11 protein-coding genes are annotated in these 15184 nt (G+C 38.6%); 5 read left to right on the top strand and 6 right to left on the bottom strand.

The window, feature by feature from the left end; all coding sequences use genetic code 11:
- Positions 1-60: 60 nt before the first annotated feature.
- Entirely contained in the window at positions 61-1728 is a 1668-nt protein-coding gene (locus tag B4N75_RS09030; protein WP_296019530.1) for a Na/Pi cotransporter family protein, read from the bottom strand.
- Positions 1729-2047: 319 nt separating this feature from the next.
- Between B4N75_RS09030 and B4N75_RS09025 the strand changes: the two genes are divergently transcribed.
- Complete coding sequence (locus B4N75_RS09025) at positions 2048-2824, top strand: hypothetical protein (RefSeq protein WP_296707197.1); 777 nt, start codon at positions 2048-2050, stop codon at positions 2822-2824.
- Between the two features lie 14 nt (positions 2825-2838).
- Here the strand turns inward: B4N75_RS09025 and B4N75_RS09020 are convergent, their stop codons facing one another.
- Positions 2839-4248 (bottom strand): OmpA family protein, encoded by a 1410-nt coding sequence (locus B4N75_RS09020; RefSeq protein ID WP_296707195.1) that lies wholly within the window; start codon positions 4246-4248, stop codon positions 2839-2841.
- A 245-nt stretch (positions 4249-4493) separates the two neighbouring features.
- On the opposite strand from B4N75_RS09020, the gene argC reads away from it, so the two are divergent.
- From argC to ettA, 3 genes are all read left to right on the top strand, one after another.
- On the top strand, positions 4494-5453 hold the full coding sequence (gene argC / locus B4N75_RS09015; RefSeq protein ID WP_296707193.1) for an N-acetyl-gamma-glutamyl-phosphate reductase: 960 nt from the start codon (positions 4494-4496) through the stop codon (positions 5451-5453).
- A gap of 179 nt (positions 5454-5632) precedes the next feature.
- A complete protein-coding gene (locus B4N75_RS09010; protein ID WP_296668115.1) occupies positions 5633-6751 on the top strand; it encodes an ABC transporter ATP-binding protein in 1119 nt (372 codons plus the stop codon).
- A gap of 105 nt (positions 6752-6856) precedes the next feature.
- Entirely contained in the window at positions 6857-8620 is a 1764-nt protein-coding gene (gene ettA, locus B4N75_RS09005; protein ID WP_277292441.1) for an energy-dependent translational throttle protein EttA, read from the top strand.
- A 90-nt stretch (positions 8621-8710) separates the two neighbouring features.
- Here ettA and B4N75_RS09000 read toward each other — a convergent pair whose 3' ends face one another.
- Positions 8711-9433 carry a TMEM165/GDT1 family protein gene (locus tag B4N75_RS09000; protein WP_296668114.1) on the bottom strand — a complete coding sequence of 241 codons (723 nt, stop codon included), beginning with the start codon at positions 9431-9433 and terminating at the stop codon, positions 8711-8713.
- A gap of 345 nt (positions 9434-9778) precedes the next feature.
- On the opposite strand from B4N75_RS09000, the gene B4N75_RS08995 reads away from it, so the two are divergent.
- The gene (locus tag B4N75_RS08995) at positions 9779-10573 is read left to right on the top strand and encodes a hypothetical protein (RefSeq protein ID WP_296668113.1); all 795 of its coding nucleotides are present in this window, start codon (positions 9779-9781) and stop codon (positions 10571-10573) included.
- Here B4N75_RS08995 and B4N75_RS08990 read toward each other — a convergent pair whose 3' ends face one another.
- From B4N75_RS08990 to B4N75_RS08980, 3 genes are all read right to left on the bottom strand, one after another.
- Positions 10574-12745 (bottom strand): radical SAM protein, encoded by a 2172-nt coding sequence (locus B4N75_RS08990; protein ID WP_296707191.1) that lies wholly within the window; start codon positions 12743-12745, stop codon positions 10574-10576.
- Positions 12746-12960: 215 nt separating this feature from the next.
- Positions 12961-13962, bottom strand: a complete 1002-nt coding sequence (locus B4N75_RS08985) for a DNA adenine methylase (protein ID WP_296668111.1) — start codon at positions 13960-13962, stop codon at positions 12961-12963.
- Complete coding sequence (locus B4N75_RS08980; protein WP_296668110.1) at positions 13959-15137, bottom strand: hypothetical protein; 1179 nt, start codon at positions 15135-15137, stop codon at positions 13959-13961. The genes B4N75_RS08985 and B4N75_RS08980 overlap by 4 nt, the downstream gene beginning before the upstream one ends.
- Between the last annotated feature and the right edge of the window lie 47 nt (positions 15138-15184).

The following is a 15184-nucleotide window of genomic DNA, read 5'->3' as shown; positions in this document are numbered from 1 at the left end:
ATTTGAATTGATTTTACTTGTGTCCGCAAAAAAATGTCCGCATTTTTTTGCGGACTTTTTTTAAATAGCTTGAACTATTGTGTAGATGCAGTCGCCGGCTTTTTCGATTTTTCTTACTAGATCGATATAAGCAAGCTCTGCTTTTACATCGCTTCCAGATTCAATTCGCTTGCGGCTTTCGTATTTTAAGTTCTTCTTTGTACGGTCAATTTCGTTTTCAAGCTTTTCGTATTCATATTTTTGTTCACCTGTCATGCCAATCGTAAAGTTTACGCAAACTCGTTCATAGAAAAGGCGAACCGATTCAAGATAGCCACAGATTTTTTTTGTCTGGTCAGAAACAAAATTAAAACTTTCGCTTTCAATGTACTTTTTGAGCGTGTACATTATCGAAGAATTTTCATCGCTCAAGCTTTCAAGCGTATCTGTAATTGTCATCAACCGCGAAAAATGAACTCTGTCTTCGTGGTTTGCATTCGGCAGACGAGAAACATGCTGCAAAAAATGAGTGATTGCTTCGTTCATTTCGTCAATATATTCTTCCAGCTGCTGAACCAAATCAACCGACTTTTCAACCTCAACTTCCTGAGGATTTTTGCCTGCGCTCGCAAGAGTATTCGAAATAATATCGAACATTTCCATTATTTTTGCAGACATTTTTGAAATTTCTTTCTGAATCTGAAAAAGGTAAACATCTGCCGAAACGTGGCTGTTAGGCAAAATTGCCGGAAATCTATAATGCGAATTATTTTCTTCTGGAGTGGTTTTAATAATTTTAGTTGCAAGAAATGCAATCTGATCGACAAAAGGAAGGAAAATCAATGTAGAACAAACGTTAAAAATCGTATGGAGCATTGCAATATGAGTTGTAATATTTGAAGCTGGAGTTCCAGGAACAATCATATCAACAAGACTTAAGAAAGGCTTAAAGAAGCACAGAACAATTACAGTTCCCATAACATTGAACATAACATGCACAAGCGCCGTACGTTTTGCATTAGTCGTAGCTCCAAAAGCCGACATAACAGCATCAATCGTTGAACCGATATTGCTTCCCAAAACCAAGGCAGCCGAAAGTTCCCAAGTTAAAAAGTTATTTGCCGCCATCGTAAGAACAATCGCCGTCATAGCAGAAGACGAATGTATAAGAGCCGTAACCGCCGCTCCGATAAATACACCGAGCAAAAGTCCGCCAATTCCCAAATTCGTAAGATGCTGCAAAACAGCCGCCGATTCAGAACTCAAGGTCAACGTTTTCTGAAGAAGGTCAAGCCCCATAAACAAAATTGCAAATCCCATAAAACAATCTGCAAAATTGTGGATCTTGAATTTTTTCATGCGTTTTAAAAGGAAGCCAATTCCAAAAAGAGGAATTGCCGCATCAGCAATCGAAAAACTAAATCCAAAAAGCGAAACAATCCAGGCGGTAACGGTCGTGCCAATATTTGCGCCAAAAATTACGCCAATTGCCTGTTTGAGCGTGAGCATTTCCGCATTGACAAAACTCACAACCATTACGGTAGTAGCGCCAGACGACTGAATAATCGCCGTAACACCAATTCCAGTCAAAACCGCCGTAAATCTGTTTCCTGCAATTTTTCCAAGCAGCTTCTGCAAATTACTTCCCGCGCCTTTCTGAATTCCGTCGGAAAGCATATTCATTCCAAAAAGCAAAAGGCACAGCGAGCCAACAAAACCAAAAACCTGAGCAAAAATGTTCAAAACCATAAAAAACTACTTACTAAAAAATAACAAAACTCGCCACATTCTAACCAATTTTTAATAAAAAAGATAGGTAATTCACAAAAAAACAGACAAGTTTCAACTTCTTAATCTTATTTTATTTTGGACGGCATTTTTTTTCAAAGTTTTGCCTCGCCTTTTCCGTAAGTTTTATCCAAAAACCGGCTGCTCCGGCTTCGCTCGCGCTCATTGCCTTTCGGCAACTTTGGCCGCCGCATCCGGCGTAAAATTTACTTTTTCGGTTTATTGCCTTTCAATTTATCCGCCAATACACAAAATTCAAAATTCTCGTTATCATAAAAAAATGACAGCCGAACAATTCAATATTTTTTTAAATTTTCGCAACGATTTTCGCTCTTACTGCAAAAAAATTTCAGAAGAATTTTCTTCAATTCTGATTCCACTTCAAAAAAACGCAGCGCAAAAAGACACTCCAGATTATTCTCTCGAAAATCCAGTCGTTTACAACACCGCTCTCGACGAAATTACAGAACAAAGCCAGATTCGGCTGATTGTAATCGGCGACAATCCCGGAAAAGACGAGCAGTTGTCCAAAAATCAAAAATATCTTGTCGGCCAAAGCGGAAAAATCGCGGCAAGTTTTTTTCAAAAAAATCCCGAATTCAATACAGATTTCCGCAAAAACGCAATAATCTTAAATAAAACGCCAGTTCACACAGCAAAAACCAAGCACATAAAATTTCTTTTGGGCGAAGGCAACGAAAAAGTCCAAAACCTGATTTTAGAAAGCCAAGTTTACATGGCCCAAAAAACCGCAGAACTTCATATTTCTCTCTGCCGCGCCGCGCAAACCGAAGCCGAAAAACCGGAAATTTTTCTTGTCGGCTACAGCGAGCTCAAAAAGAACGGCATTTTTACCGAATACAAAAACGAGCTCAAAAAAACTTACAGTTCCGCTCCAGAAGAATGGCAAAAAGTCTTTGTATTTCAGCATTTTTCAATGAACCGTTTTTCGATCGACCTCAAAAACTTTATGCATGCTCAAAATAACCAAAACATAGTTCAGGCAGCACACGCTCTAGGAACAATTCACAAAAACGAAATCTGGAATTTTTCGTAATTCAAAGCCAAGTTTTATTTTAAAATCGTAATTTCAACACGACGGTTTTGCGCCCTGCCTTCGTCTGTTTCGTTAGAAGCAACAGGTTTTGTTCCGCCAAAGCCGCGGCAAATAAACGTTCCAGCCTTTACACCGCGCGCCTTGAGTTCTTCCGCAATTTTGCAAGCGCGCTGCTCAGAAAGTTTTTGTTCGCCAGCTGGTTTTCCAACGCTTGCAGTATGGCCTTCCACCAAAAACTGCGCATTCGGAGCCATTTTCAAGACCTCTGCAATTTCGTCAAGCCGCTTGCTTTCGCCAGACAAAATCTGCGCACTGTCCGGAGCAAATTTTATGTCACGAATACTCAGACGGATTCCTGCCGAAACTTCTTCCGCAACAATATTGTTTTTTGGCAAAACGTCATCAATTTTTTCTGCGCTTAGTCCAGTTTTTGACAGCGATTTTTCAGTTTTTCCAGCAGATGCAACTTTTTCAGACTTTTCAGCCGAAAGTTTTTTGTCCGGAACTGCCAATTTTCCAGAACCAGCCACAGTTCCGACAGAAACTGATTTTTCCGTTCCAGAGAAATTTTTGTCCATTCCGTTTTTTCCGTTCTTAACCGTCGCTACGCGGTTTAAAGCCGCCATAATTCTCTGAGAGTCAAACGCCGGCGGAAATTCAGTAAAAAGCGTAATCGTTCCTTTAAAATTTACCTGGGTCCCATCAATCCAAAAAAAAGTCTCGTCAACATTATCAATAGTCAAAATCGGCTCGCCGGTTTCCTGCAAAACAATAATATCCGCCTTGTGCCCTCCACGAGCCTTTTGCAGCGAAGAATCCCCTCCAAAATCGCGGTTTTGCGCGTCATAATAAGTCTGCCAGATTGCCTTGATTCTATAAACCGCCTGTCCTCTATAAGTTTCTGCGCCAGAAAAAGTATAAAGAACCTGCATCGGAATTTTTGTAAAAATGCCTTTATTGAGCGGATCAACCGAACGCTCCGCCACAGCCTTCCAGCTTTCTCCGACATTCACCTTGTCCGCAGTATAAGCCGGAAAACTCCTAAAACTCGGATAACCGTTATCCTTGTACATTGTAAGCTGCCCGTTTTTAGAAATATGAAAAACCGACTGAACAGCTTCGTGAATCCCTGCTCCGGCAGCCTGAGAATTACGCAAAGTTTCTTCCATTACATAAAAACTTCCGTCATACCACTGGTCATTTTCGTAAACAGAACCTTTTGCCTTAAAACGCATTAACGGAGGCTCGCTCGGACTTACAAAAGAACGAACTTCCCTGCTCGTCAAACCGACATATTTTCCGTTCACATAACGGCGCAAATTTGTCCGTTCCACAAGCGAATATCCGCCTTTTCCCGAATAATGCAATTTTACAGCCTGCGCCTGAGCAAAAATTCCGGTATCAGACGCCGCAAAAAGAGCCATCAAAAAAAATATCCAAAAAGTTCTGTGTTTCATATCGTAATTATCGGTCAAAAAATATATATTTAAAGAATCTGGGCGTTGCGGAGATGTCCAAAAAGTATCTTTTCTGTCATTTTCGGGCTTGACCCGAAAATCTATTTGAGTTTTTTTGGACATCTCCGCCGGGTCTTCCGTGGCTACCGGTGCTTTGCACCCGCTTCGCGGCCACTCCAACCCCTAACGCAAATAATTTTGGAGACAAAAAAATGGCTTACAAAGTTTTTATTGACGGCAAAGACGGCACAACCGGTCTTAAAATTTATGAACGATTCGAAAAACGCAGCGACATTGAAATTCTTTTAATCGATGAGGAAAAACGCAAGGATCCCCAAGAACGCGCAAAAATGATAAACGCGTCCGACTTTACGTTCCTCTGCCTGCCGGACGCAGCCGCAATCGAAGCCGCAAATCTTTGCAAAAACCCAAAAACCCGTATTTTGGACGCTTCAACAGCTCACCGCACAAATCCAGATTGGGCTTACGGTTTTCCAGAACTTTCAAAGGAACATCGACAGAAAATCGAAACTTCAAACAGGGTTGCAGTTCCAGGCTGCTATGCTTCCGGTTTTATTTCTCTCGTTTATCCGCTTATCAAAAACGAAATAATTTCTCCGGATTATCCGGTTGTCTGCCATGCAGTGTCGGGATACTCGGGAGCAGGAAAAAAAGCAATCGGCCAGTACGAATCTCCAGACCGCAATCCAGAATTAAAGTCTCCGCGTCTTTATGCGCTCACACAGGAACACAAACACCTTCCAGAAATGCAAAAAATCAGCGGACTTGCATACAAGCCGATTTTTAACCCTTATGTCTGCGATTATTTTGAAGGCATGACCGTAACTGTAAGCCTTTTTACAAGACTTATGCAAAAAAAACTCAACGGCCAGCAGCTTACAGAACTTTTTAAGGAACACTACAATTCCAGCCGTTTTGTAAAATGCGCAGAATTTTTGGGCGAAGGCACACTTACAGAAAATTTTATTCCTGCAAACACACTCGCCGGAACAAACAGCATGCAGATTTTTGTCTGCGGCAACGACGAAAGGCTGGTTCTTACAAGCCGCTTTGACAATTTGGGCAAAGGAGCAAGCGGCGCCGCCGTTCAGTGCATGAACATTATGATGGGAATTGACGAGTCTACAGGCTTAACTTACGCCGGATTGTAGTGGTTGCAAAGCAAGTCCGAAGGACCGCAGCCACGAAAAGCCGGTTAGACGGTTAACTTCGTCCATATAAAAAACCGCGTTTTAAAGTGTTTTGAGCACTCAGATTATTGATTTTGATACTTATTAAATGTTATTATAATGAAAGTAATTTTTTAATTTATTACTGTTAAGAGGATTAAATGGCTAAGATTGAACTTAAAGGTATTACAAAAATCTACGACGGCAACGTTCTTGCTGTAGAAAGATCTAATGTAACAATTGAAGACCGCGAATTTTGTGTATTCGTAGGTCCGTCTGGTTGTGGTAAATCTACAACTCTCCGCATGATTGCCGGTCTTGAAGACATTACTGGCGGTCAGCTTTTAATTGATGGCGAAGTTATGAACGATGTTCCGCCAAGAGACCGCAACATTGCCATGGTTTTCCAGGATTATGCTCTTTATCCACATATGACAGTTTACGACAACATGGCTTATGGTCTTAAAATCCGCAAAATTGACAAAGAAGAAATCGACCGCCGTGTTCGCGAAGCTTCGAAAATTCTTGACCTCGATACATATCTCGACCGCAAACCAAAGGCTCTTTCCGGCGGCCAGCGCCAGCGTGTCGCTGTAGGACGTGCAATCGTTCGTTCTCCAAAAGTATTCTTGTTTGACGAGCCGCTTTCTAACCTTGACGCAAAACTCCGTGTTCAGATGCGTGCAGAAATTTCTGCCCTCCACAGCCGTCTTCAGGCAACAATGATTTATGTAACACACGACCAGATTGAAGCTATGACAATGGGTACAAAAATCGTTGTAATGTCAGAAAAACGCATTCAGCAGATTGGTGCTCCGCTTTATCTTTACAATCACCCGATTAACAAATTCGTTGCTGGATTTATCGGAACTCCTCCAATGAACTTCTTCAAAGTAAATATTGAAGCAAACGGTGATAAAGTTGTAGCAAACGAAGGAACATTCAAACTCGTTCCAACAGAAACTCAGCAAAAACACCTTAAGGCTTATGTTGGAAAAGAAGTATGGTTCGGCGTTCGCCCAGAAGACCTCATTTATCAGGATGCTCCGGCAGCAGAAAACAATATTTCTGTAAAAGTTACAAACAAAGAACCGCTCGGCGCAGAAACACACGTTTTTGTACAAATTCAGAATACAAAGGTTGTTGCAAAATGCCACCCTTCAGTAAATCCAAAGCTTGGCGACACAGTAAACTTTGTTCCAAGAATGGACAAATGCAAGTTCTTTGATCTTGACACAGAAATCAACATCTGCGAACCAGAAATCGAAAAAACATGGTAATTTAACCATATATGCAGACCAGCCGAAAGGCTGGTTTTTTTATGCAAACTTACACAAATTTGCCGATGTCTATAACTAAAAGCAAACTTCTGCTATACTAATTTTATGGCTAAAACATTCGACGACAAAAAAATCATTTATACCATGGACCGCGTTAGTCGCGCTTACGGCACAAAAGTAGTTCTTAAAGACATTTCGATTTCTTATTACTACGGCGCTAAAATTGGTGTTATCGGTGAAAACGGTGCCGGTAAGTCTTCGCTTTTTAAGATTTTTGCAGGAATTGATAAAGATTACACTGGCGAAACTCAACTTTTGCCGGGTTATTCAATGGGTTATCTTGAGCAGGAACCTTATCTTGAACCAGGAAAAACTGTTCTTGAAGTAGTAAAAGAAGGCGTTAAGCCGATTACAGACCTTCTTGAAGAATTTGATAAAGTTAACGAAGCTTTTGGCGATCCTGACGCTGATTTTGACAAACTTTGCGCACGCCAGGCCGAAATTCAGGAAAAACTCGATGCCGCAGATGCCTGGAATCTGGACAATAATCTTGAACTTGCAATGGACGCACTCCGCTGCCCTCCGCCTGACCAGATTGTCGATGTCCTTTCTGGAGGAGAACGCCGCCGTGTTGCTTTGTGCCGACTTCTTTTGCAAAAACCGGACATTCTGCTTTTGGACGAACCTACAAACCATCTCGATGCAGAAACTGTCGCATGGCTTGAACGCCATTTAAAAGATTATCCAGGAACAATTATTGCAATTACTCACGACCGTTACTTCTTGGACAATGTTGCCGGCTGGATTTTGGAAATGGATCGGGGCGAAGGTTATCCGTTCAAAGGAAACTATTCTGAATGGCTCGAAGCAAAACAAAAGCGTCTTGAACTTGAAGAAAAACAAGCAAGCGTTCGTCAGCGCGAAATGAAAGAAGAATTGGAATGGATTCACGCAGGAGCAAAAGGCCGTCAGGCAAAACACAAGGAGCACATTACAAAATACGAAGCTCTTCTTGCCGAAGAATCAAAACGAATTCAGCTTAAAGACAGCCAGATTTCTATTCCAGCAGGTCCACGCCTCGGAAACGTTGTAATTGATGCTGAAAAATTGACTAAATCTTTTGGCGACAAGCTTCTTTTTGAAAACCTCGACTTCCATATCCCTGCCGGAGCGGTTGTTGGAATTGTCGGTCCAAACGGCGCAGGAAAAACAACTCTCTTCAAAATGATTGCAAGCGCCGCTGGACAAGATATTGAATTGCCTGACGGAACAACAGGAAAGGAACTTCCTGATTCTGGAAAAATCAAAATCGGCGAAACCGTAAAATTGGTTTATGTAGACCAGATGCGCTCAAAGCTCGATCCAAACAAAACAATTTACGAAACTTTGAGCGGCGGAAGCGACCTTGTAAAACTTGGTGCCGTAGACGAAAAAGGCCGCCCTCTTAACGGCGCAGTTCGCGAAGTAAACGCCCACGCTTACTGTTCATGGTTCAATTTTAATTCTGCTGAACAAAACAAAAAAATCAGCGTTCTTTCCGGCGGAGAAAAAAACCGCCTAAATATGGGACTTATGTTCAAAGAAGCAGGAAACGTTCTTCTTTTAGACGAACCTACAAACGATTTGGACATTTCGACAACCCGCTCTCTCGAAGAAGCAATCAACAGTTTTGCCGGAGTTGTGCTTGTAGTAAGCCACGACCGTTACTTCCTAGACCGCGTTGCAACCCACATTCTTGCGTTTGAAAACAATTCGGACATTCACTTCTTTGAAGGAAACTGGTCTGAATACGTTGAATGGAAAAAGACCGTTCTCGGAATTGATGATGAAGTTCCGCACAAAACGGTGTACCGCAAACTTACGCGATAAAACATTCAAAACTAAAAAAGCCCTGGCTAAAAAACCAGAGCTTTTTTTTCAAAAAATTGCAATTAAAAAAACTTTTGCTTTCTTAAAAAATTATTTCACCTTTGAGCTTTTATTCAATTTTAGCTGCAAAATACAAAGTCCTGCAAAAACAACAGCAACAACTGCCAGAACAAACCAAACCGGAATAACCGCGCCCGAACCTTTTACCGCAAGACTTTCCTGCAAAAGCGACAATCCTTGATAAACCGTAAAAATTCCAAATCCGGCAAACAAAACAAACGAAAGAATTTTCAAAACTCCTTCCGGAGCCTTTGTTTTTAAAAGGTAGCCAATTAACATTCCGATTATATCGGCGGCAAAAAGTCCAATTGAGCACGCAAACCAAATGACAAAAACTTTGCTCAACCCGTAATTTGCGCCAAAAGTTACTGCGGTCAGTTGAGTTTTGTCGCCAAGTTCAGCAACAAAAAAAGTACAAAAAACAGCCAGCGGAGCAAATTTTATTTTACTTCCGCTTTCTTCTTCGTCTTCATCATTGTCCGATTTTAAAGTCGTTACGGCAAAATAAATAAAAGCGGCGGCAGCTGCAAATTTTACAGCCCACAAAAATGAATTCAAAAGCTCGTTCAATGCTCCGCCAATAAAAACTGCAATTCCGTTCAAAACAAAAACAGCTGCCAAAGTTCCAAGAACAATGTCACGGATTTTATATTTTGAAGTCATTCCAATCAAAAGCAACTGAGTTTTATCGCCAAATTCAGCAACAAAATCCGTAATCATAACCGTAAAGAACACCGCCAAAAGATTTTCCATCTTTTTCTCCAAAAAATTAAAATAAGCAAAAAAAAGACCTGAGCAAAACTGCACAGGTCAAAATCTACAATTTTATGACGCATGCACAGAATTCCCATTTTTTCTGCGCATGAGTCTCGCAAATTAAAGAAAGCCAGGTAAAACCAGTATGTTGACTTTCTACTTAAAAATAAGTCTGCTACTCCCTCACGGGTAATTTATGCTTAAACTATAGCAAAATTATTTTTGTTAGGTGAATTTAAAAAAAGTTAGTCTAAAACAACTGTTTTTTATCAAATAAAATTCACATTATTGCATTAGTCCGTCCATTTTTCTAAAATACTTCAATATAAGCCATAAACCGTCATGAAAATTAAAAGAAACGAAAAGAAAATCACAGTTTTAATTTTTCTCATTTTTTTCTGCATTTTTGACAGTTTTTCTGCGGCGGTAAAACATATCTCGCCGATTGAAGGAATCGACTGGACTTTTGAAACAACAATGGGTTTTCAGACGCTAAATAACTCAATAATGTCAAAAGAATCCAATTCTGCCTCAATCAAAAAGGAAGTTCTTTTTTTCTACGGAATTTTATATCACGCATATTTAGAAAAAATTCCTATGCTTAAAGCGCAGATGAATTTAGGTCTTACGGAACACAAATTCATTCTATGGTCGGACAATCCGGATTTTAACCACTCAAACGAACAGCTCAACGAACTTTTGCGCTGTATCGAAGTTGATGTTCAATATCTTCTGCCTTCAGTTAGAATTTACAAAGGAACTTTTATTCCATTTTTTGGTTATTCTTTCTACAATTATTCTTACGCAAAAAGTTTTTCTACCGCAAAAGACGACACTTTTAAATTCAACGCTTTTTGTGTCGGGCTTGAATACAACACAAAAATTTCAAAATCAATCAGACACAACTATTATTTTTCGTTCGCTCCGCTCCTGTTCAACGAAAACCAGCACATAGAGCCGTATCTTTATTTAAATTACGGAGCAGAAGCAATTTTTGACACAAAACCAGTCGCAGTCACGCTTTTTTTGGCTTTTAAAAATGGTTTGAATGCGGATTCAAAATTTTTACATAAAAAATCCTATGTCTTTTCAAATACAGAACTCGGACTTTCTTTTCATATTTCTCTCAACGGTTAATTACGGCAAAACGCACAATCCTCGTCCGCGCATAGTTTTTTCGTCAGAATCAGCATTTGCTTCCTGCATTTCGCCCATATAAAACCAGCGCAGTTTTTGACCGTGTTTTGTCTTTACAAGAATTTTTTCACCGCCAAGCCAGAAAATTTTTTCTTTATTTTCTGGAAGAGGCTTTGAAAATTCCAAATCGCGCTTTTTTTCATATTTTTCAATCATTTTTTGAATAAAGTCTGAGCCAACATCTGGCTTTGGAACATTAAAACCAAACCATTTATAAACCGGTTTTTCTAAATTTCTGCCGTGCATCCACTCATCAAGCGAAAATTCCAGTGCCTGGGCATATTTTTCGGAAGATTTTTCGCCTTCAAAATGCAAACCATTTTTTGCAAACAAAGGAATATTTTTTTCAGCAAGAACCTTTAATTCTGGATGCAGTCCTTTTTTCCATTCATCGTAAACCCGCGAATGTCTGGTCAAAACAAATTTATGCCAAAAACAACTGTCCAAAAGACCGTTTGCATAGAATTGCCGAAGAGTTTCCATCGAATTCATTAAGTCCAATGGTTTTTCAAACCAGTATCCAAAAATCATATAGGCATGAACCAAAATGCCAGCTTCCTTAAAAGCACAGCATGCTCCGACAATCGATTCCAAATCCGTACCTTTGTGAATCGCGTTCAGTCCGTTTCCTGTAGCACTTTCGAGCCCGGCACTAACACCGACCAAACCGCCATAAGCCAAAAAATCTGCAATATCGCGAGTAAAGTTTTTTTCAAAGCGAATATTTCCCCACCAGCTCAAAGGCGAACCGTGAGCAATATTTTCTTTTGCAAATGCAACCATTGCAGCAGGCGGCATAGCTTCGTCAACAAAATGAATTCCAAAAATATTTTTTTCTGTGCATTGTTTTAAAAGTCCTTTGTACAACAGCTTAATATCCGTCATACAAAAACTTTTTACATAATCCAAAGTAACATCGCAAAATGCGCATTTATGCCAATAACAGCCATGAGCCATATATGCTTTTATCCACGCTCCGTCCGACCAAAGACGATGCATTGGGTTTGTGTCGTCAATCAAACGCGGATATTTTGAAAAATCAATGTCCGTAAAGTCAGGAATTACGGATTTTGTCATTTGAATTTCATAATTCAGTTCTTGAGAATCTGGTTTTGCTGGTTCCAAAATTTGGACGCTTTCCGTTCCGCAAGAATCATTTCTCAAAACAAACTGACGAAAATTATAAATTTCTTCCGCTTTTTGCTCTGTTTTTAAAATTTCCAGCAACTTTTTATAAGAAGCATATCCGCGGTCATAACTAATCGCATCGCAATACTTTATCAGAGATTTTTCTTTTGTCTCGCGAAGTTCCGTATTAACAAAACCACCGCCAAAACTTACAAAAATTTTTTCTGAATATCTTTGTTTTAAAAATTTTCCAGTAGCCAAGGCTGCGGCAAAAACTCCCGGAAAAGGAATGCTTACGCAGACAAGAATTTTTTCGTCTTTTTCGACAGATTTTGCCTCAGAAAGTATTTTTTCAATTTCTGGAACAACTTTTTTTTCCAAAAGAGGAACATAAAATTCTTTTAAAATCGGGCTGTCAGCACCTTTTTCGATTTCGCTAAAAATAGATTCGCTTATCGTAAGACTTTCCGCGTAACGGACAAGACTAAAATTTCTGTCAAAAGCAACATTTATAAAATCCGCAAAATCAACCAGCGCAAAACTTGCAAGGCTTCGTGCATCGTCGGTCGTTAAATCGTGATCGAGATTTGCCAGAAAATTTTCCATTCGGTTTCCACGAGGAACATGCGCTCCAAAAACAAAGGCATGGGCGCTTTCAAAACCTTTTCCGCACAAAATTTGAACAATCCGGTCAATCCAATCAATCCAATTTTTTTTCTGGCAGACATATCTGCGCAAGTTAAAGGCAGTATTTTCATCACCAGAATTTTCAGCTTTTTGGGCAAGTTTTAAAGCATTTTGTTCAGAAAGCTCAAAAATTTTTTCCAGCCCGGATTTACAGAAAATTGAATAAAAAAGTTCTATATTTAAATCCACCCACTTAGTCAGGCAGTTTTCACGCTTAAAAAAATCAGAAAGATACGCTCCGCTAGGATAAGCAGTATTAAGCTGCATGACTGGAGGCTGAAGAATCAAAACATTCATAAAAACATTTTAACACATTTATCAAAATGAAAGAAATTACTCAAAAACCGCCTCAACAGCAAAAAAAAAGCCCCAGATCTAAATCTGCGAGCCACTGAGAATTAAATAACCAGAGAACTTTTTAGGCTCTCTATAAAATTGATAATATCTCAAATTATTTTTTATAGCAATATTTTAACAGAAAATTAATTCTGCCGAAAAAATGTTTTTTCAAGTTAATCTTTCTCCAAAATATGCAGATATTCTACAGTCGATTCAGCTTTATTAAAACGGTTTGAATCGGCCTTAAAACGCTGATAATCAGTCTGGGCCAAATCATAGCGTCCGTATTTCTGCATAATTCTCTGAACTTCTCCCACGCTCATTAAGCCTTCATTATTATAGGAAAGAAAGATATATTTAAAATTTGCATTTTTTATTAAGCTTTCAAATTCTTCTTTTACACTCGAAACTGAGCAATATTTTGAGCGAGTATATTCGCGAAGTCCTGTTTTTCCTTTTGGAACAAATGGCTTGTATTCAGCTATCGTATTCAAGAGATGATAATTTGCTCCATACTGACGCGAGTTATAAGGAGGGTCAAGATATAAAATATCACCTGAAATTCTAGTTATCAATTCATTTGCATCAGACTTAAAAACCTCATGCTCGTTATCATTAAGTTCAAAATCAGCTGATTCTAAAACAATTTGTTTTTGGGCAGATTTTTTCAGATTTTTCAGATATGCGCCATAAACACTTGCAGTATTTGCCACCTTGTCAGCACTCTCCAAAAGACTTGCAAGGAGAAAATAATACATACTTTTGTTTATTTTTCCATTGTTTTTCCATTCTTCAATTTTTATACGGATTGAATCGATTTTTTTACCGTTCTCATCAGAAAAATATTGTCTTTCTCCATTTCCGCCAAGACAATAATTTTTATAAATAAATCCGTCTGCACAAGGAGAAAGTCCATTTAATTCAGACACAAACAGCTCTGAATTTTCAAGCGAACGGTGATTTTCAATATAATTTTTATTTAAAACATAGCTGTAATATTCAATGTCATTCGAAATGACTTTATGAACAGATGTCTTAAACGTTCGCCCGACAATTCCTGTTCCTGCAAAAATATCGCAGAATATTTTCTGAGAAAGGTCTGCTCCGCAAACAGATTTTATTGTTTCCGGCAGAAAATGCTGGCAAAGTTTTAATTTTGAGCCGATATAGTTCATTTTTGATAGTCCACGGTTTTAAAAACCAAATTATTTTCTAAAATCTCATATTCAATATATCTTAATGGAAGAACATTGCTTTCCTGATTAAAACGTTTAAATTCATTTTTCAAATCATCTGACAACTTCTTGCCTTTTAAACAAATTAGAATTGGCTGAATATCGCTTTCAGGACTATTCGGAACATAATACTGCTTTATCCATTCAACATAACGCCCTAGCTGGCGTGTATTGTCAAAACTTGCCGCAACTGCTTTTAACTCTATAGGCATAACAATTTTCTGATTTTCATTTATTGTTTTAGAAATCATTACGTCTATTCTTTGCAACCCCAAACCGCAGGAAACTTCGTTTCCAATCCACTCAATGTTTTCTTCTGCATTTAAAGCCTTGTCCAAAGATTTGTTTGTTCCTCTTCCAATATTTTGAGTTATGTACATTTGAAGATGTGCTTCAAACGCTTGTTTCTTTCCTGCTTTCGCCAGCAGTCTTGGCGAAATATTTATTTTTTCAGTTCTGCCTGCATATTCCTTATGATTTTCACCTTCTATGATATTTCTTCCATCAAAAGTGTAATCACAAAAATTTAAAGTCTGATTTTTATTTTTCTGTCTGATTAGAGAAATTAGTCTTTTTGACTCATAAGTCGTAATCATTGTATTACCACGATTTCCCTTCAATTTTCTGTAAATCAAACTCCAAAGCATTTGATACGGTGAACATATATTTTTTATTTCATCAAGAGCTTCCCATTCTGTCACACCTTTTGCATAAACTTGATAAGGCTTGATTTTTAGCCTAAAAGTCAGTGATTTTTTTAGTTCTTTATACAAAAATTGATTTTCATCAAAATTATCAAGAAAGATTCCATCTTCTGCTGCTTGAAAAACTCCAAAAAACATTCCTTCGTGTCCATTTTGTTTTTCAACCAAATAAAAAATTATTAAATCATCTTTTCTTACACGGCAACCATCGGCCATCATGCCGACAAGCATTTTTTCAGCAGCCTGTTTTTCCCTTTCATACAAAGTAGTTTCAGAACTGTTATTAAAATCAATAACATATTCCTGTTTTACTTTTCCTATTTTTTTTGCATTTGCACCAGTTCCTGCAAACATATACTCAAGGTGGTATTTAAAAGTGTTGTCATCAACAATAAAAACATGTGTTGTCATTTTTCTACATTATCTCCGTAAAGTTTTTTCATTATGAACTCAGTTGT

The organism is Treponema sp. UBA7570, from assembly GCA_002477955.1.
Classification (GTDB): Bacteria; Spirochaetota; Spirochaetia; order Treponematales; family Treponemataceae; genus Treponema_D.
The sequence above is the reverse complement of the archived record's forward strand: the minus strand, read 5'-3'. Positions and strand labels throughout refer to the sequence as shown.